The sequence below is a fragment of the Cedecea sp. B1(4) genome (genome assembly GCF_059414925.1).
This window is the reverse complement of sequence record NZ_JCAHMZ010000001.1, coordinates 16,704-35,273: the sequence shown is the minus strand read 5'-3', so window position 1 is coordinate 35,273 and position 18,570 is coordinate 16,704. Positions and strand designations below refer to the sequence as shown.

Genomic DNA, 18,570 nt, shown 5'->3' with positions numbered 1-18,570 from the left:
TTAAGGTGACATCATGTTTTGTGTGCAATGTGAACAGACCATTCGTACCCCGGCCGGCGACGGCTGTGCCTATGCCCAAGGCGTCTGCGGCAAAACGGCCCAGACTTCCGATCTACAGGATCTGCTGATCGCGACATTACAGGGGCTGTCCGCCTGGGCCGTTGCCGCACGCGAACGCGGTATTATCGACCACGAGATTGATAACTTTGCTCCCCGCGCCTTCTTCTCAACGCTGACCAACGTGAACTTCGACTCCGGCCGCATCGTTGGCTATGCCCGTGATGCCATTGCCATGCGCGAAGATCTGAAAATCCGTACGCTGGCTGTCGATCCTGCGGTCATCGTCACTAACCCGATGGCAGAGCTTCAGTTGGTCAGCAGTGACCTCGGTGAACTTCAGCGCCAGGCCGCTGAATTCACGCCAAATCGTGACAAAGCCGACATTGGCGAAGATATTCTCGGCCTGCGCCTGCTGTGCCTGTACGGCATGAAAGGCGCTGCCGCTTACATGGAACACGCGCATGTTCTGGGCCAGTACGACAACGATATTTACGCCCAGTACCACAACATCATGGCGTGGCTCGGCACCTGGCCTGCGGATATGGGCGCGCTGCTGGACTGTTCCATGGAAATCGGCCAGATGAACTTCAAAGTGATGAGCATTCTGGATCAGGGGGAAACCGGCAAATACGGCCATCCAACCCCAACCCAGGTTAACGTACGCCCGGTCGCCGGGAAGTGCATCCTGATTTCCGGCCATGACCTGAAAGATCTCTATAACTTGCTCGAGCAAACCGAAGGCACCGGCGTGAACGTCTACACCCACGGTGAAATGCTCCCGGCGCACGGCTATCCAGAACTGCGGAAATTCAAACACCTGGTCGGCAACTACGGCAGCGGCTGGCAGAACCAGCAAACGGAATTCGCCCGCTTCCCAGGCCCTATTGTCATGACATCCAACTGCATCATCGACCCAACCGTGGGCGCGTACGATGACCGAATTTGGACCCGCAGCATCGTCGGCTGGCCAGGCGTCAGTCACCTCGAAGGCGACAATTTTAGCCCGGTGATTACCCAGGCCCAGCAAATGGCCGGTTTCCCGTACAGCGAAATCGAACACCTGATCACCGTCGGCTTTGGCCGCCAGACGTTACTGGGTGCGGCAGACACGCTCATCGATCTGGTTAGCCGCGAAAAACTTCGCCACATCTTCCTGGTCGGCGGCTGCGACGGCGCACGCGGAGAACGTAACTACTTCACCGACTTCGCTACCAGCGTGCCGCAGGACTGCCTAATCCTGACCCTGGCCTGCGGCAAATACCGCTTCAACAAGCTGGATTTCGGCAACATCGAAGGGCTGCCGCGCCTGGTGGATGCCGGCCAGTGCAACGACGCATATTCAGCGATTATTCTGGCAGTCACCCTCGCCGAGAAACTGGGCTGCGGCGTGAACGACCTGCCGCTGAGCCTCGTGCTCTCATGGTTTGAGCAAAAGGCGATTGTGATTCTGCTCACGCTGCTGTCGCTCGGCGTGACCAACATCGTCACCGGCCCGACCGCACCGGGCTTCCTGACGCCAAACCTGCTGGCGGTGCTGAACGAGAAATTTGGCCTGCGCGCCATTACCACCGTTGAGCAAGACATCCAACAGTTAATGAGCGCGTAAGGAGCAGCCATGACCATGCCAACGCCGCTGTGCCCGCACCGAATGCAGGTACACCATATTCATCAGGAAACGCCGGATGTCTGGACGCTGTCGCTGATTAACCACGACTTCTATCCCTACAAAGCCGGGCAATATGCCCTGGTGAGCATTCGCAACGGCAGCGAGACGCTGCGGGCCTATACGATCTCTTCCACGCCGAGCCTCAGTGAATTTATCACGCTGACGGTACGCCGCATCGACGGCGGCGCTGGCTCAGAGTGGCTGACCGGAGAAGTGAAAGTCGGCGACAACCTGTGGCTGTCTGAAGCCCAGGGCGAGTTCAGCTGTGAAAACATCGTGTCGGAGCGCTATCTGCTGCTGGCGGCGGGCTGCGGCGTCACGCCAATTATGGCCATGCGCCGCTGGCTGGCAAAACACTGCCCGCAAGCGGATGTGCAGGTCATCTACAACGTGCGCTCCCCGCAGGACGTGATTTTTGCTGACGAATGGCGGCATTACCCGGTCACGCTGGTGGCAGAAAACAACGCCACTCACGGCTTTATCGCCGGGCGACTGACTCGCGAGATCCTGGCCGCGGTGCCGGATATCGCCAGCCGGACGGTTATGACCTGCGGGCCTGTGCCTTATATGGACATGGTTGAGAAAGAAGTGAAAGCGCTGGGAGTCACGGCGTTTTATCGGGAAGTGTTCTTCACGCCAGCCGCTGCACCCTCAGCGGGCGGCCTGAAGTTCACCACGCTCCAGCCGATGCGTGAGTTCTACTCACCGGTCGGCAGCACGCTGCTTGCAGCGCTGGAGAGCAACAGCGTGCCGGTGAATGCCGCCTGCCGCGCCGGAGTTTGCGGCTGCTGTAAAACAAAAGTGGTTTCCGGTGACTATACCGTCTCCAGCACCATGACACTGACGGAAGAGGAAATTGCCAGCGGCTACGTGCTGGCCTGCTCCTGCCATCCACAGAGCGACCTAGTGCTCGCCTAATCTAAAAAGGCACCTTCACGGTGCCTTTTCTTTTTCTAACGCCAGGCCGACTTGCCAAACGCGTAACGCCCTGCGCCGCAAAAGACTATCGCCAGCGCGCCGAGGAAAAAATACATCAGGCTTTCAATGCCCCAAGCCCCGGTTTTATCCAGCATGAAGGTTTCCCCCACGCCCACCAGCAGCCAGGCCACAATCATCGTGCACGCCAGCCCAAGCGCAGACAGGCGAGTGAGGATCCCTAAAATAATCAGCAGCGGGGCAAGCACCTCGCCCAGCAGCACGCCATAGGCGACAAACTCCGGGATGCCATGCGCCGCCAGCATTCCCTTAATCCCGCCCACGCCGCCAAACAGCTTGTGCAGGCCGTGAAACAGCATCAGGCCGCCTACCGCCAGACGCAGTAACAATTTTCCCAGATCGTCTTTATTTAGCGCGCCATTCACTGCATTTAACAATTTAGTAACCATATGAATTGCCACCCTTTTAAAATGATAACGAGAATAATTTACGCTTAATATTTGCTAACAAATAGCCCCAATTTTAGGGAGGCCATTACCTGCCGTTACGCAGAATTGAACTAAGCTTGTAAGCGCTATCACACTGGACAAGGAAAACCGATGAAACAATCCGTAGCGGCCTGGCTGGCCAAAACCCTTGAGAGCGCGGGCGTGAAACGTATCTGGGGCGTCACCGGCGATTCGCTGAACGGCCTCAGCGACAGCCTCAACCGGATGGGCACGATTAAATGGATGCCAACTCGCCATGAAGAAGTGGCCGCTTTCGCCGCCGGGGCCGAAGCGCATCTCACCGGCGAGCTTGCTGTCTGCGCCGGTTCATGCGGGCCAGGTAACCTGCACCTGATTAACGGCCTGTACGATTGCCACCGCAATCACGTGCCCGTTCTCGCCATTGCAGCCCATATTCCCTCCAGCGAAATTGGCAGCGGCTACTTCCAGGAAACGCATCCCGAAGAGCTTTTCCGCGAATGCAGCCACTATTGCGAACTGGTTTCTAACCCGGAGCAGATCCCACAGGTATTGGCGATTGCCATGCGCAAAGCCATTCTGAACCGGGGCGTTTCCGTGGTGGTACTGCCCGGCGACGTGGCGCTTAAACCCGCGCCAGAGCATGCCACGACGCACTGGTATCCTGCACCGCCGCCCATTGTGGTTCCCCCTCATGATGAGCTTAAAAAACTCGCCAAACTCCTGCGCTACAACGACAATATCGCCCTGATGTGCGGCAGCGGCTGCGCTGGAGCGCATACTGAGCTGGTGCAACTGGCGGCAACCCTGAAAGCGCCCATTGTTCACGCCCTGCGTGGCAAAGAACACGTTGAGTACGACAACCCATACGACGTTGGCATGACCGGATTAATAGGCTTCTCATCCGGCTTCCACACTATGATGAACGCCGACACGCTGATCCTGCTCGGCACCCAGTTCCCTTACCGCGCGTTCTACCCGACGGACGCCAAAATTATCCAGATTGATATCAACCCCGGCAGCATAGGCGCGCACAGCAAGGTCGACATGGCGCTGGTGGGCGATATCAAAGCCACGCTGTCCGCCCTGCTGCCGATGCTGGAGGAGAAAACCAATCGCAGCTTCCTCGACAAAGCGCTGGAGGATTATCGCAAAGCGCGTGAAGGGCTGGATGAACTGGCCAAACCCTCGGAAGGCAAGCAAATTCACCCGCAATATCTGGCGCAGCAAATAAGCCATTACGCCGCCGATGACGCCATTTTTACCTGCGACGTGGGCACGCCCACCGTCTGGGCCGCACGCTACCTGAAAATGAACGGCAAACGCCGCCTGCTGGGCTCGTTTAACCACGGATCAATGGCTAACGCTATGCCGCAGGCGCTGGGCGCCAAAGCCACCGCGCCCGATCGCCAGGTGGTGGCGATGTGCGGTGACGGCGGCTTCAGCATGCTGATGGGCGACTTCCTGTCCGTAGCACAAATGAAGTTGCCGATTAAAATCGTGGTGTTCAACAACAGCGTGCTCGGTTTCGTGGCAATGGAGATGAAAGCCGGGGGCTACCTCACCGACGGTACCGAACTGCACGACACCAACTTTGCCCGTATCGCCGAGGCCTGCGGCATTACTGGCATTCGCGTTGAAAAACCTGAGGAGCTGAACGCTGCGCTGGAACGGGCCTTCAGCACCGATGGCCCGGTGCTGGTCGATGTTGTCGTCGCCAAAGACGAGCTGGCTATCCCGCCGCAGATCAAGCTGGAGCAGGCCAAGGGGTTCAGCCTGTATATGCTTCGCGCCATCATCAGCGGGCGAGGAGATGAAGTGATCGAGCTGGCGAAAACCAACTGGTTCCGGTAAAAAAGAAGGTTGCCTCAGCCGCCCGGATAACCGTCCGGGCGCAGCCTCTCGATAAAGGACCCGTCATGATCGATTTACGCAGCGATACCGTTACCCGCCCTTCCCGCGCCATGCTGGAGCAAATGATGGTCGCCCCGACCGGGGATGATGTTTACGGCGATGACCCCACTGTTAACGAACTTCAGGCATACGCGGCAAAAATCAGCGGGAAAGAAGCTGCCCTGTTTTTACCTACCGGCACACAGGCCAACCTCGTAGCTTTGCTCAGCCACTGCGAGCGCGGCGAAGAGTACATCGTTGGCCAGGCCGCACATAATTACCTCTACGAAGCCGGCGGCGCAGCGGTGCTGGGCAGCATTCAGCCTCAGCCCATTGAAGCGGAGCGCGACGGCACGCTGCCGTTGGATAAAGTAGCGGCAAAAATTAAACCGGACGACATTCACTTTGCCCGCACTAAATTGCTGAGCCTTGAAAACACCCATAACGGCAAAGTGCTGCCGCGTGAATACCTCAAGCAGGCCTGGGAATTCACCCGCAAACACAACCTGGCGCTGCACGTAGACGGCGCGCGTATTTTTAACGCCGTGGTGTCCTACGGCTGCCAGTTAGAAGAAATTACTCGCTACTGCGACAGCTTCACCATTTGCCTGTCGAAAGGTCTTGGCACGCCGGTGGGATCCCTGCTGGTGGGCAGTAAAGAGTACATCAAGCGCGCTGTACGCTGGCGCAAGATTACCGGCGGCGGTATGCGTCAGGCCGGTATTCTGGCGGCGGCAGGCCTGTATGCGCTGAAAAATAACGTCGAGCGGCTGAAAGAAGACCACGACAACGCCCACTGGCTGGCAGGCGAGCTGCGCGAAATTGGTGTCGATGTGATGCGTCAGGACACCAACATGGTCTTTGTGCGCATGACGGCGGAAGAAGCAGAAGATTTAGGGCCCTACATGCGTGAGCGCGGCATCATCCTCAGTGCAGGTCCGGCAACTCGGCTGGTCACCCATCTGGACGTCACCCGCAGCCAACTGGCTGAAGTCGTCGCCCACTGGCGCAGCTTCCTGCAAAACTAACGGGACTCAGGGACGATGGCAGAACCTCAAAGGATAGTGGTCCTCGGCGCCAGCGGCTACATTGGCCAGCATCTGGTGCCGTTACTCGTGGCGGCGGGACATCATGTCACCGCCGCAGCCCGCCGCATTGACTGGCTGAAAAAACAGCCCTGGCCAGGCGTAGAATGCCGGCACGTAGATTTGCACTGGCCGCACCGCCTGGGTGCTCTGCTCGAAGGAGCGGATACCGTCTACTACCTGATCCACAGCATGGGCGACGGCGATAATTTTATGGAGTTCGAACGCCAGGCGGCGCTGAATATGCGCGACGCGCTGACCGAACATCCAGTCAAGCAGGTCATTTTCCTCAGCTCTTTACAGGCCAAAAGCGGGCAAACGCATTCAAAGCACCTAAAAGCCCGGCAAATCACCGCGGATATCCTGCGAGATTCCGGCGTGCCGGTCACCGAACTGCGCGCGGGGATTATTGTTGGCGCTGGCTCGGCGGCCTTCGAAGTCATGCGGGATATGGTGTACAACCTGCCGGTGCTGACGCCGCCGCGCTGGGTTCGCTCCCGTACTTCACCCATTGCTTTGGATAACCTGCTGCACTACCTCGTCGCACTGCTGGACCATCCGGCCACAGAACATCGCCTGTTTGAAGCCGCCGGGCCGGACGTTCTGAGCTATCAGCAGCAGTTCGAGCGCTTTATGGCTATCAGCGGTCGCCGCCGCCTGCTGATCCCCGTGCCACTCCCCACCAGCTGGATTTCCGTGTGGTTTCTGAATGTTATTACCTCGGTGCCGCCCGGTATTGCTAAGGCGCTGATTCAGGGTCTGGAACACGATTTGCTGGCGGACGACCGTAGCCTGCGCGAACGCATCCCGCAACAGCTCATCAGCTTTGACGACGCCGTGCGCCTGACTCTGGCTAACGAACACCGGCTCGCCAACTCCCAGGACTGGGGCTACGACGCCCAGGCGTTTGCCCGCTGGCGACCTGACTACGGTTTTTTTGCTAAACAAGCGGGCTGCACGCTGACTACCCAGGCCTCACTCTCTTCGCTCTGGCAGGTGATCAACCAGCTAGGCGGCAAAGAAGGCTACTTTTTTGGCAATGCGCTGTGGAAAACCCGGGCGCTGATGGATTTGCTGGTCGGGCATCGGCTTGCCAAAGGGCGGCCTGATAAAGCCACGCTGGAAGTGGGCGACACCGTTGATAGCTGGAAAGTGATTATCGCTGAACCAGAAAAAGAGCTAACGCTGCTGTTTGGTATGAAGGCCCCTGGCCTGGGGCGGCTGTCGTTCACCTTACAGGATGATGGCAAGCAGCGTCGGCTGGACGTCAGAGCCTGGTGGCATCCTCACGGCTGCGCCGGTCTGATCTACTGGCTGGCGATGATCCCCGCCCATTTATTTATCTTTAGGGGAATGGCGCGGCGAATTGTTCATTTAGCGGAACAAAACTCGATCAAAAAGAGAAGTTAGCTCCTAATCTTTCAGTATTCCCATTGCATGCGCTGCCGTTTCACGGAAAAATGCGCAGCGTTAATCCAAAACATAACGAGTTGGTCACATGAAGGTACTGGTCACGGGCGCAACCAGCGGTTTAGGCCGAAACGCGGTCGAGTATTTACGCGCCAGGGGCATCAGCGTTCGGGCCACCGGGCGCAACGAAGCGATGGGCAAACTGCTGCAGAAAATGGGCGCCGAATTTGTCCATGCCGACCTGACGGAGCTGGTCTCTTCCCAGGCGAAAGTGATGCTTGCGGACGTCGACACGCTCTGGCACTGCTCCAGCTTCACCTCGCCGTGGGGAACCCAGCAAGCTTTCGACCTCGCCAATGTCCGCGCCACGCGCCGTCTGGGCGAATGGGCCGTGGCCTGGGGCGTGCGTGACTTTATTCATATCTCGTCGCCGTCGCTCTACTTCGACTACCACCACCACCGCAACATCAGCGAAGATTTTCGCCCGGTGCGCTTCGCCAACGAATTTGCCCGCAGCAAAGCCGCCAGCGAAGAGGTGATTCAGCTGCTGGCGCAGGCCAACCCGAACACCCGTTTTACCATTCTGCGCCCGCAAAGCCTGTTTGGGCCGCACGACAAAGTGTTTTTCCCGCGCCTGGTGCAGATGATGCGCCACTACGGCAGCGTGCTGCTGCCGCGCGGCGGCGATGCGCTGGTGGATATGACCTATCTGGAAAACGCGGTACACGCGATGTGGCTGGCGACACAGAAACAGAATTTACCTTCTGGCCGCGCCTACAACATCACCAACATGGAAGCCCGCCCGCTGCGGACCATCGTGCAGAAGCTGATCGACGAGCTGGGCATTAAATGCCGCATTCGCTCGGTGCCGTACCCGATGCTGGATATCATCGCCCGCAGCCTGGAGCACTTTGGCAATAAGTCTGCCAAAGAGCCGGTGCTCACGCACTACGGCGTCTCCAAGCTGAACTTCGATTTAACGCTGGACACCACGCGTGCGGAAACGGAGCTGGGCTATCAGCCTATCGTCACCCTTGATGAAGGCATTCGCCGTACCGCGCTGTGGTTGAAAGATCACGGCACGCTGCACCGGGGCTAACCCTGGCCGTATTTCTCCAGTAATGCCTCGGCGATCGCCAGGCTTTCCGCATCCGCCTCGCCGCTGTAGTTGGCCGGGCGGAAGTGCATCTGGAAGGCGGTAATCACTCTTTTCTGCTGCGCCTCGGTCATGCCCGGCAGCACTTCGTAGCCATACCGGGAAAGCACATCCAGCAACTCGGATTTATCCACAGGTTGCAGCGGGCCACGGCCGTTAAGATAAAACGCCACTCTAGCGGCGTCCGGCCATGCGCCAATCCCTTTTTCCGCAAATTGCTTCCAGGGGAACAGCGGGCCAGGATCAACCTTGCGCTGCGGCGCGATATCCCCATGAGCGACCACGTTCTGCGGCGCGATGTTATAGCGCGCAATAATCTGCTTCGCTAAATCCTCAAGCACCGCAATCTGCGGCTGGCTGAAGGGGTAAAAGCGCTGAACACCGCCAACCCGGATATAGCCCTGGTTTTCCAGCTCAATACCTACGGACGTGTCGTTAATCCGCGTAGCCCCTCGCCAGAAACTGACCCCGGCATGCCAGGCCAGCTGCTCTTCCGGCACCAACTGCCAGACAACGGGTTTCCCGCCGGACAGCGGCGGCTCGGCGGGAACAAGATAGTGGGCGCTGACGTTACGATCGGTCAACGTGGAAAGCGAACTTGAAAAATCATCCGCCGTGTAATGGATCACCAGAATTTTCACCCGCGGATAAGCGGCCTGAGCCTGATGCAGGGTGTCCACTTTATAGCTGCCTCGATCGACAATCCCTTTTTGCCCGGCGCAGCCCGCCAGTAACAGCGCCAGGGCAAGCGCTAAGATCCTGGTTTTCATTTGCGCGTTTTCACCGCCGTCCCGCTGACGCAAACCATCAGCATACTGCCGTCCTTGCCGACGGTTTCATAGTCGATATCAATCCCGACCACGGCGTTAGCGCCCAGGCTTTCGGCCTGTTCCTGAATTTCACGAAACGCGATGTCCCGCGCTTTGCGTAACTCTTTTTCATAAGCCCCCGAGCGGCCGCCGACGATATCGCGAACCCCGGCGAAAAAATCGCGGAAAATATTGGCACCCAGGATAGCTTCCCCGGTCACTACGCCGCAGTATTCAGTAATGGTGTGGCCTTCCAGGCCTGGCGTCGTTGTAAACTGCATCACGTTCTCCTCTCTTTGCCATCAACATGTTAGCCCGGCAATCGCCACGCGATTTTGAGCCAATACGCTATGCTAAGGTAGTCCTCCTGAGAAAATAAGGAAATAAAAATGCGCAGCTCGGCTTTGGCTCTTCTTCCCTGTGCGCTGGTGTTGTCGGCCTGTACCACCGTCACTCCGGCCTTCAAAGACATCGGCACCCGCAGCGGCCCCTGCGTCAGCGGCGGCCCGGATGATGTCGCTCAGCAGTTCTATGATTACCGTATCGCGCACAAGGGCGAAGGCCTGAGTTCCGTTGCCGCGCTGCGCCCCTATCTGAGCGACTCCCTGTTCCAGCTTCTGCAAAAATCCAGCACCTCTCCGGCGGCGCAAAGCGCGTTTACCCGCAGCGATATCTTCTCCAGCCAGTCTGAAGGGCCTGACAAAGCGAGCGTGGGTTCGGCGTCAACAATCCCAAATACCGACGCGCGAAATATTCCTCTGCGCGTCGAGCTGACCCGCGGCAGCCAGACCTGGAAAGATGAAGTGTTGATGGTCCGTGAAGGCAAGTGCTGGGCGGTGGACGATGTGCGTTACCTCGGCGCGGCGAGCCATGCGCCAACCGGCACGCTGCGTCAGGCAGTTGAAGGCAAATAGCGGCAATTTATGCTTACGCTATGCGGGTGGAGAAAACATAACCCCTGTAAATAATCTGGTATATTCAGGGATCGCGGTTTTTTATACTTAGCCACCACCCGCCTCGCTATTTTGTGCTAACTTTAGGCAAGGAAAGTGGTTGCTTATAAGTTTTAACGCACAAAGATTGCATAACTATTCTGTTAAAGGTACCCTTTGCGGCCTCAATTGCTATTCAACTTCAGCGCATGAGTATTCAACTAGACAGCATTAATTGCTTTTACGGTGCCCATCAGGCGCTGTTCGATATCACACTACATTGCCCGCAGGGCGAGACGCTGGTATTGCTGGGCCCGAGCGGCGCCGGCAAGAGTTCTCTGCTGCGCGTCCTTAACCTGCTTGAGATGCCGCGTTCCGGTAAGCTGAGCATTGCGGGCACGACTTTCGACTTCGCCAAAGCCCCCAGCGACAAAGCGATTCGCGATCTGCGCCAGAACGTCGGTATGGTCTTCCAGCAATACAATCTGTGGCCGCATTTAACCGTGCTGCAAAACCTGATTGAAGCGCCGTGCCGCGTGCTCGGATTAAGCAAAGATCGTGCGCGTGAACGCGCCGATAAACTGCTTGAACGCTTGCGCCTGAAGCCCTATATGGACCGCTATCCGCTGCACCTTTCCGGTGGCCAGCAGCAGCGTGTTGCCATTGCCCGCGCCCTGATGATGGAGCCGCAGATTCTGCTGTTTGATGAGCCTACCGCCGCTCTTGATCCGGAAATCACCGCGCAGATCGTCAGCATTATCCGCGAACTGGCGGAAACCAACATTACTCAGGTCATCGTGACCCATGAAGTAGAAGTGGCGCGTAAAACCGCCAGCCGCGTGGTGTATATGGAAAACGGCCACATCATCGAACAAGGTGATGCCAGCTGCTTTGCTAACCCGCAAACCGATGCGTTTAAATTCTATCTCTCTCACTGATGTTGAACGGGAAAACGACAATGAAAAAAGTTTTGCTGGCCACTCTTTTAGCCACTCTGAGCCTTTCTGCTACCGCCGCACAGACTATCCGTTTTGCTACCGAAGCCTCTTACCCTCCGTTTGAGTCTATCGACGCCAACAACAAGATCGTCGGTTTTGACGTTGATCTCGCTAACGCCCTGTGCAAGCAGATCGATGCCACCTGTACCTTCACCAACCAGGCCTTCGACAGTCTGATCCCAAGCCTGAAATTTCGCCGTATTGACGCGGTAATGGCGGGGATGGACATCACCCCTGAACGTGAAAAACAGGTACTGTTCACTAAACCTTACTATGACAACTCCGCGCTGTTCGTTGGCGTGAAGGGCAAGTACGCTGATATTGCCGCGCTGAAAGGCAAAAAAGTGGGCATCCAAAACGGCACCACCCACCAGAAATACATCACCGACAAACACCCGGAAATCACCACCGTGCCTTACGACAGCTACCAGAACGCTAAGCTGGATCTGCAGAACGGTCGTATCGACGCGGTCTTCGGCGACACCGCCGTGGTGACCGAGTGGCTGAAAGCCAGCCCGGAACTGGTTGCCGTGGGTGACAAAGTGACCGACAAAGATTACTTCGGCACCGGCCTCGGCATCGCCCTGCGCCAGGGCAACACTGACCTGCAGAGCAAATTCAACGCCGCGCTGGATAAAGTGAAACAAGATGGCACCTACAAAGCCATCTATGACAAATGGTTCCAGAAGTAATCAACTCGATGAACGAATTGTTTCCATTAGCAAGCGCCGCCGGGATGACCGTCGGCCTTGCCGTTTGTGCCCTCATCGTCGGCCTCGTGCTGGCGATGATTTTTGCCGTCTGGGAATCCGCCAAATGGCGCCCGGTGGCATGGATAGGCTCCGGGGTAGTCACGCTTTTCCGCGGCCTGCCTGAAATCCTGGTGGTGCTGTTCATCTACTTCGGCTCCTCCCAACTGCTGCTGATACTCTCTGACGGCTTCACCCTCAACCTCGGTTTTACCGCGATCCCGGTCAAAATGGAGATTGAGAACTTTGACGTCAGCCCGTTTCTCTGCGGCGTGATTGCCCTCTCCCTGCTCTATTCCGCCTACGCGTCACAGACGCTGCGCGGCGCGCTGAAAGCGGTGCCGGTTGGGCAGTGGGAATCAGGCCAGGCGCTGGGTTTATCCAAAACCGCGATTTTCTTCCGGCTGGTCATGCCCCAGATGTGGCGTCACGCGCTGCCGGGCCTGGGTAACCAGTGGCTGGTGCTGCTGAAGGACACCGCGCTGGTGTCGCTTATCAGCGTGAATGACCTGATGCTGCAAACCAAAAGTATCGCCACGCGCACCCAGGAGCCGTTTACCTGGTACGTGATTGCGGCGGCGATTTACCTGGTCATTACCCTGCTGAGTCAGTACATCCTGAAGCGCATTGACCTGCGCGCCACGCGCTTTGAACGGAGACCTGGCTGATGCTCGAGTATTTACCGGAGCTGATGAAAGGCCTGCACACCAGCCTGACGCTCACCGCCGCTTCCATTGCCGTCGCACTCGTGCTGTCTCTGCTGTTCACCATCGCTCTGACGCTGAAAACGCCGGTGCTGGTGCACATTGTGCGCGCCTACATCACGCTGTTTACCGGCACGCCGCTGCTGGTGCAGATCTTCCTGATTTACTACGGTCCGGGGCAGTTCCCGTCGCTTCAGCATTATCCGGTGCTGTGGCATCTGCTTTCCGAACCGTGGCTGTGCGCGTTGATTGCGCTCTCTCTGAACAGCGCCGCGTACACCACGCAGCTGTTTTACGGGGCAATTCGCGCTATCCCGGAAGGTCAGTGGCAGTCCTGCAGCGCCTTAGGAATGAGCAAGAAAGACACGCTGGCTATTCTGCTGCCCTATGCCTTCAAGCGCGCACTCTCTTCTTACTCGAACGAAGTCGTGCTGGTGTTCAAGAGCACCTCGCTCGCCTACACCATTACGCTGATGGAAGTGATGGGCTACGGGCAGCTTCTGTATGGCCGCACCTATGATGTGGCGGTTTTCGGCGCAGCCGGTCTGGTCTACCTCATCGTCAACGGGCTGCTTACCTTGCTGATGCGCCTGATTGAACGCCGGGCGCTGGCCTTTGAACACCGCAGCTAGACAAGCTAACAGACAAAGCGGGGCAACCCGCTTTTTTTACGCCCATGCAATTATAAATATACATTTTTATTGCATATAAATTCACTCTTTGGCATGGTGGTTTGACGCCGCGAAACGGCGACTTAAAACAATATTGACAGACAGGAGCAACACGCATGAAAAAGTTACTGTTAGCCGCCATGTTCGCTACAACCGCATTCAGCGCGGCCGCAGCGGAGAAAATTAACTTCGGCTCTTCGGCAACCTATCCTCCTTTTGAATCTCTGGACGCCAGCAATCAGATCGTCGGTTTCGATATCGATCTGGCAAAAGCATTATGCAAACAAATGCAGGCAGAATGTACCTTCACCAACCACGCATTCGACAGCCTGATCCCTTCCCTGAAGTTCCGTAAATACGATGCGGTGATTTCCGGGATGGATATCACACCTGAGCGCGCCAAACAGGTCGCCTTTACCAACCCGTACTACGCCAACTCGGCGGTGGTGATTGCGAAAAAAGGCCAGTTTGCTTCGCTGGACGATCTCAAAGGCAAACGTATCGGGATGGAAAACGGCACCACGCACCAGAAATACCTGCAGGATAAACACCCTGAGATCAAAACCGTCTCCTACGACAGTTACCAGAACGCGATTATTGACCTGAAAAATGGCCGTATTGATGGCGTGTTTGGCGATACCGCCGTGGTGAACGAATGGCTGAAGACCAATCCGCAGCTGGGCACCGTGGGCGAGCATGTGACCGACGCACAATACTTTGGCACCGGTTTAGGGATTGCGGTTCGCCCGGATAATCAGGCGCTGCTGAAGAAGCTGAACGACGCGCTGGCGGCGATTAAAGCGGACGGGACTTACCAGAAGATCAGCACTCAGTGGTTCCCGCAGTAAGTTTGTCCTCATCGCGATCCTCTGGGGAGTAAAAGTACAGCTATAGAGTCGTCACAAATATCCTCGATTATGAAGGATTAGCTAAAATTCCGTTCACTTTGAGTCCTGTTTTATATGCCCCCCGCACCGGTGAACGTCTCAGGGGAGTCACCGTCACTCCCCTGAGAACCCGGACTCCCGGCGAAATAAATCGACCGCGTGAGCGGCAAACCTCCGTTTTATCTCCCAGTCCTGGGTCGGAGAGAAAACGGAGGCGATTTAAGCCGGCACCGTGCCTCGCTGTTAGCCCACAGCCATCCTGAAAGTCATTGTTGCTTCAAGTCCTACAGCCACGCCCTTGTTCCCGGCTCTCATCGCCCCCGGCTATCACCCAACTCAGGCGGGGTTGAGCTGTCGGGAACAGCGAAAGAGAGCGATCGTCGGGAACGAATCGCGAACGACCCCGAATGTTTGGGTGGTAGCCGGGGGGTTTACCGCTTCAGCTGCGATGAGCCCGACGGGGGTTGTCAGGGGGCATGGCGTAATGTCCCCTGACACGTTCACTGTTTGCGGAAAGTGCAGAGATAACCATTCGGTAGGTGAACGGAAAACAACGGGCTAGCAGACACCTCCAAGAACAGGTCAAAGAAGGGTCAAACGTCAGGATGAAGGACAACGCTCCAGCAACGTCAACACTTCGTAATGCGAAGTATGCGGGAACATATCGAACAGTTGGGTACGCACCACGCGATAGCCCGACAGCATCTGAATATCCTTCGCCATGGTCTGCGCGTTGCAGCTTGAGTAGACAATAAACGCCGGAGCCATCTGCGTCAGATAATCGCACAGCGCTTTACCGATCCCACGGCGCGGCGGGTTCACCAGCACCAGCTGCGGGATATCCTGCTGGGCGACGGCAAACTGAGTGGAATCCAGCGCCTGAAAATGAATATTATGCAGGCCCAGTTTTTCAGCCGACTGCTGTGCGCTGGCTATCGCCTCCGGGGCAATTTCAATCCCGGTAAGCTTCATCTCCGGCGTGGCGCAGTGCAGGCCAAAACCTCCCACGCCGCAGAACAGATCCCACATATGATTGACGGGTAGCGCGCGCACCCAGTCACGGGCGGTGGCGTACAGCCGGGAAGCAACCTGAGGGTTAGTCTGGAAGAAACTTTGCGGGCGAATATAGAGCGGTACGCCATTGAAAACCTCTTCGAGCGCACGCCGTTCGGTCAGCGGAATTTCTTGCTCACCTTCCATAATCGCCATGTGTACGGGCTGAATGTTGGCCGAAATCACCTTGAGCTGAGGTAGTTGCTGCTGTAACCACGGCAGCGCCGCTCTCAACTGCTCCAGCTTGCTTTCCGAACGCAGCACAAAGCGCAGCATCATACCGCCATCCGCCAGGCTTTCGGTCAGCAGTAGATACTTCAGCTCTCCACGCTTACGCGCCACGTTGTAGGGCGTTAATCCTGCACGGGCAATAAAGGGCTTCAATGCCGCAAAAACAGGCTCAAATGAAACAGGATACAGCGGGCAGTCGGTTAAATCTTCGGGCGTGCCGTCGCGGTGTAACATCCCCAGCAGCGGTTTTTCCACGCTGCCGCTAACCACCATTTTAGCTTTGTTGCGAAATGCCCGCTCAGGGCCGCTGACCGGCTGGCACCACTCGCCCACGGCAATGCCTTCCAGCAGTTGCCGGAGATCGGTCATTTTAGCGAGAAGCTGGTCTTCCACTGGTTGTTCAATCCACTGGCAGGAACGACAGCGGCCGGCATCATAGAGCGCGCATTGCATAGAAAAACCCTGAGAAAAAACGAGGGCGCAGATTGTAGCACTCCGCGCTTACTGAAGTCTGAAAAAAAGCCGGCTGCGGGCAGGGACAAACAGCAAAATCAACACCAGAATATCGGGCAGCTTTTGGGTAAACAGCGAACGGAAGATCTCGCGCTTAGTGCCCCCGGCAACGCTGAATAATTCAGGGTATCCCCAGCCCAGGGAGGACAGAGACAACCAGGTCACGGAAATAATTTGGGTCAGCAGGAACAGCCAGCGCCCCCAGTTACGCCCTTTGACGATGACGAACGCGCAGCGCAGTTCGACATAGAGCATCAACAGGCTGCCGAGAAAAACCAGCGTCAGGGGCCAGGTTTGCACGCTGCGATGGACAAAATCCATCACCCCACTAACCCCTAGCATATTAAACAGCAGCAGCAAATCGAGGCATCGGGTAGTGACGATGCCGATAGCCGCCACCATCACCAGCGTGGGGACGTTTAATTTTGCATGGGATGACCGCTGTTTCCTGATAATTTCCACAACCTCGCGTTCCTTACGTCACGGTGCCGCGACAAGCGCGGCACCGGAGGCACATCATTGCAGATTTTAGGCGTTTTAACCACGTCTTGCACTCTGGATATCGCGCAGCCGCTGCTTTTCTGCCCGCGCCATAAACCACCATGCAATCAAGCCGATAACGCCCACAACGCCGAGAATAATTGACGCCAGGGCGTTAATTTCCGGGTTAACCCCCATCCGTACATTCGAGAACACCAGCATCGGCAGCGTGGTCGCGCCCGGCCCGGACACGAAGCTGGCGATAACCAGGTCATCAAGCGAAAGCGTGAACGCCAGCAGCCAGCCGGAGATAATGGCGGGCGAGATCATCGGCACGGTGATCACAAAGAACACTTTCAGCGGCGTCGCCCCCAGATCCATCGCCGCTTCTTCAATGGAGCGGTCCAGTTCCCGCAGGCGTGAGCTAATGACAACCGCAACATAGGCGGTGCAGAACGTCACATGAGCCAGCCAGATGGTAAGCATTCCCCTGTCGCTCGGCCAGCCAATCGCGTGCGCCAGCGCCACGAACAGCAGCAACAGCGAAAGCCCGGTGATCACATCCGGCATAACCAGCGGTGCCGTTAGCATAAAGGCAAAGCCGGTTGAGCCACGAAAGCGACCAAAACGCACCATCACCACGGCAGCAATCGTCCCCAGTATAACGGCCATCGTGGCTGCCGCCGCAGCAATGGTCAGGCTTAGGCCAACGGCGTTCATCATCGCCGAATCCCGGAACAGCTCCCCATACCAGCGCGTTGACCAGCCGGCCCACACCGTCACTAGCTTAGAGCTGTTAAACGAGTAGATAACCAGCATCAGCATGGGCGCATACAGGAAGGTAAAGCCAATCACCAGAATCAAAATACGCCACGGAGAGCGCACAACCGGTAAGTTGTTCATGTGTGGTCCTCCGCCGCTTTGTTCTGATATTTGTGGAACCACATGATCGGCACGATCAGCAGCAGAAGCATGATAATCGCCACGGCTGAGGCCACCGGCCAGTCGCGGTTATTAAAGAATTCCTGCCACAGGACGCGACCAATCATGATGCTGTCAGGCCCGCCGAGCAGTTCCGGGATAACAAACTCCCCTACCGCCGGAATAAACACCAGCATCGAACCGGCAATAATCCCGCCTTTGGTCAACGGCACAATCACGCTGAAGAACGTTTTCAGCGGCCGCGCACCGAGATCTAACGAAGCCTCCACCAGCGAATAATCTAGGCGCGTTAGCGCGGTATAAATCGGCAGCACCATAAACGGCAGGTAGGCATAAACTACCCCGATGTAGACCGCAAGGTTGGTGTGCAAGATCGTCAGCGGCTGGTCGATAACCCCGAGCCAAAGAAGCACGTTATTCAATATGCCGTTGTTTTTCAGGATGCCCATCCACGCATACACGCGGATCAGGAACGAGGTCCATGAAGGCAGGATCACCAGCAACAGCAGGATATTTCGCGTTGAGGGTTTACTGTGCGCCACCGCCCACGCGAGCGGATAGCCCAGCGCCAGGCAGCACAGCGTTGACACCGCCGCTACCTGCAAAGATTGCAGATAAGCCTCGAAGTAGAGCGGATCGTCCGTCAGCTGGAAGTAGTTCGCCAGATTCAGGGTGATCGACAGCTGGCCATCGGCCCAGCTCACCAGATCGCTGTAAGGCGGGATCGCCCGGGCTATTTCCGAAAAACTGATCTTAAAGACGATCAGGAACGGCAGCATAAACAGCAGGATCAGCCACAAATAGGGCAGCGCGATCGCCAACTTGCGCCCGTGCGCCATCTGCAGACGGGCAAGCAAACGCTTCACGCCCGCGGGCTGAGGAACCGCCGTCTCTGCCGGGCCTTCAGAAAGTGTTGTCATCTTGCCCC

The 18,570-nt window shown here is 57.0% G+C and carries 19 protein-coding genes; 12 read left to right on the top strand and 7 right to left on the bottom strand.

From position 1 onward, the window contains the following. Positions 1-13 precede the first annotated feature (13 nt). A complete protein-coding gene (gene hcp, locus ACR6JA_RS00190) occupies positions 14-1,666 on the top strand; it encodes a hydroxylamine reductase (RefSeq protein WP_494493291.1) in 1,653 nt (550 codons plus the stop codon). 9 nt (positions 1,667-1,675) lie between these two features. Further along, complete coding sequence (hcr, locus tag ACR6JA_RS00185; RefSeq protein ID WP_213715973.1) at positions 1,676-2,644, top strand: NADH oxidoreductase; 969 nt, start codon at positions 1,676-1,678, stop codon at positions 2,642-2,644. A gap of 35 nt (positions 2,645-2,679) precedes the next feature. Here hcr and ACR6JA_RS00180 read toward each other — a convergent pair whose 3' ends face one another. Beyond that, positions 2,680-3,111 (bottom strand): DoxX family protein, encoded by a 432-nt coding sequence (locus ACR6JA_RS00180; protein WP_039301508.1) that lies wholly within the window; start codon positions 3,109-3,111, stop codon positions 2,680-2,682. 150 nt (positions 3,112-3,261) lie between these two features. Between ACR6JA_RS00180 and poxB the strand changes: the two genes are divergently transcribed. From poxB to ACR6JA_RS00160, 4 genes are all read left to right on the top strand, one after another. Beyond that, on the top strand, positions 3,262-4,983 hold the full coding sequence (gene poxB / locus ACR6JA_RS00175) for a ubiquinone-dependent pyruvate dehydrogenase (RefSeq protein WP_494493290.1): 1,722 nt from the start codon (positions 3,262-3,264) through the stop codon (positions 4,981-4,983). A 65-nt stretch (positions 4,984-5,048) separates the two neighbouring features. Next, positions 5,049-6,050: a low-specificity L-threonine aldolase gene (ltaE, locus tag ACR6JA_RS00170; RefSeq protein ID WP_494493289.1), complete on the top strand. Its 1,002-nt coding sequence runs from the start codon at positions 5,049-5,051 to the stop codon at positions 6,048-6,050. A 15-nt stretch (positions 6,051-6,065) separates the two neighbouring features. Then, the gene (locus tag ACR6JA_RS00165; RefSeq protein ID WP_494493288.1) at positions 6,066-7,517 is read left to right on the top strand and encodes an SDR family oxidoreductase; all 1,452 of its coding nucleotides are present in this window, start codon (positions 6,066-6,068) and stop codon (positions 7,515-7,517) included. A gap of 88 nt (positions 7,518-7,605) precedes the next feature. Next, positions 7,606-8,616, top strand: a complete 1,011-nt coding sequence (locus ACR6JA_RS00160; protein WP_008461085.1) for a 3-beta-hydroxysteroid dehydrogenase — start codon at positions 7,606-7,608, stop codon at positions 8,614-8,616. On the opposite strand, the gene ACR6JA_RS00155 is transcribed toward ACR6JA_RS00160, so the two are convergent. Together ACR6JA_RS00155 and ACR6JA_RS00150 are read right to left on the bottom strand one after the other, a co-directional pair. Then, the gene (locus ACR6JA_RS00155) at positions 8,613-9,443 is read right to left on the bottom strand and encodes an N-acetylmuramoyl-L-alanine amidase (protein WP_494493287.1); all 831 of its coding nucleotides are present in this window, start codon (positions 9,441-9,443) and stop codon (positions 8,613-8,615) included. The two genes, ACR6JA_RS00160 and ACR6JA_RS00155, sit on opposite strands and share 4 nt — an antisense overlap. Continuing rightward, complete coding sequence (locus ACR6JA_RS00150; RefSeq protein ID WP_008461083.1) at positions 9,440-9,763, bottom strand: heavy metal-binding domain-containing protein; 324 nt, start codon at positions 9,761-9,763, stop codon at positions 9,440-9,442. The genes ACR6JA_RS00155 and ACR6JA_RS00150 overlap by 4 nt, the downstream gene beginning before the upstream one ends. A 108-nt stretch (positions 9,764-9,871) precedes the next feature. Here ACR6JA_RS00150 and ACR6JA_RS00145 point away from each other — a divergent pair, with 108 nt between their 5' ends. The 6 genes from ACR6JA_RS00145 to artJ (ACR6JA_RS00120) all read left to right on the top strand — a co-directional run bounded on the left by ACR6JA_RS00145 (position 9,872) and on the right by artJ (ACR6JA_RS00120) (position 14,384). Continuing rightward, the gene (locus ACR6JA_RS00145; RefSeq protein ID WP_494493286.1) at positions 9,872-10,396 is read left to right on the top strand and encodes a lipoprotein; all 525 of its coding nucleotides are present in this window, start codon (positions 9,872-9,874) and stop codon (positions 10,394-10,396) included. Positions 10,397-10,623: 227 nt separating this feature from the next. Next, positions 10,624-11,352 (top strand): arginine ABC transporter ATP-binding protein ArtP, encoded by a 729-nt coding sequence (gene artP / locus ACR6JA_RS00140; protein ID WP_008461079.1) that lies wholly within the window; start codon positions 10,624-10,626, stop codon positions 11,350-11,352. Between the two features lie 20 nt (positions 11,353-11,372). Further along, positions 11,373-12,104, top strand: coding sequence for an arginine ABC transporter substrate-binding protein (artJ, locus tag ACR6JA_RS00135; RefSeq protein WP_008461077.1), 732 nt, complete (start codon positions 11,373-11,375; stop codon positions 12,102-12,104). 8 nt (positions 12,105-12,112) lie between these two features. Next, on the top strand, positions 12,113-12,829 hold the full coding sequence (artQ, locus tag ACR6JA_RS00130) for an arginine ABC transporter permease ArtQ (RefSeq protein WP_008461075.1): 717 nt from the start codon (positions 12,113-12,115) through the stop codon (positions 12,827-12,829). Continuing rightward, a complete protein-coding gene (gene artM / locus ACR6JA_RS00125; RefSeq protein WP_494493285.1) occupies positions 12,829-13,497 on the top strand; it encodes an arginine ABC transporter permease ArtM in 669 nt (222 codons plus the stop codon). The genes artQ and artM overlap by 1 nt, the downstream gene beginning before the upstream one ends. 155 nt (positions 13,498-13,652) lie before the next feature. After that, positions 13,653-14,384, top strand: a complete 732-nt coding sequence (artJ, locus tag ACR6JA_RS00120) for an arginine ABC transporter substrate-binding protein ArtJ (RefSeq protein WP_039291446.1) — start codon at positions 13,653-13,655, stop codon at positions 14,382-14,384. Positions 14,385-15,023: 639 nt separating this feature from the next. Here artJ (ACR6JA_RS00120) and rlmC read toward each other — a convergent pair. From rlmC to potH, 4 genes are all read right to left on the bottom strand, one after another. Beyond that, entirely contained in the window at positions 15,024-16,160 is a 1,137-nt protein-coding gene (gene rlmC / locus ACR6JA_RS00115; RefSeq protein ID WP_494493284.1) for a 23S rRNA (uracil(747)-C(5))-methyltransferase RlmC, read from the bottom strand. Between the two features lie 48 nt (positions 16,161-16,208). Continuing rightward, entirely contained in the window at positions 16,209-16,682 is a 474-nt protein-coding gene (locus tag ACR6JA_RS00110) for a YbjO family protein (protein WP_494493283.1), read from the bottom strand. 75 nt (positions 16,683-16,757) lie between these two features. Continuing rightward, positions 16,758-17,603, bottom strand: a complete 846-nt coding sequence (gene potI, locus ACR6JA_RS00105; RefSeq protein ID WP_008461065.1) for a putrescine ABC transporter permease PotI — start codon at positions 17,601-17,603, stop codon at positions 16,758-16,760. Next, a complete protein-coding gene (gene potH, locus ACR6JA_RS00100; protein WP_494493282.1) occupies positions 17,600-18,562 on the bottom strand; it encodes a putrescine ABC transporter permease PotH in 963 nt (320 codons plus the stop codon). Before potH ends, potI begins: the two co-directional genes overlap by 4 nt. Positions 18,563-18,570: the final 8 nt, after the last annotated feature.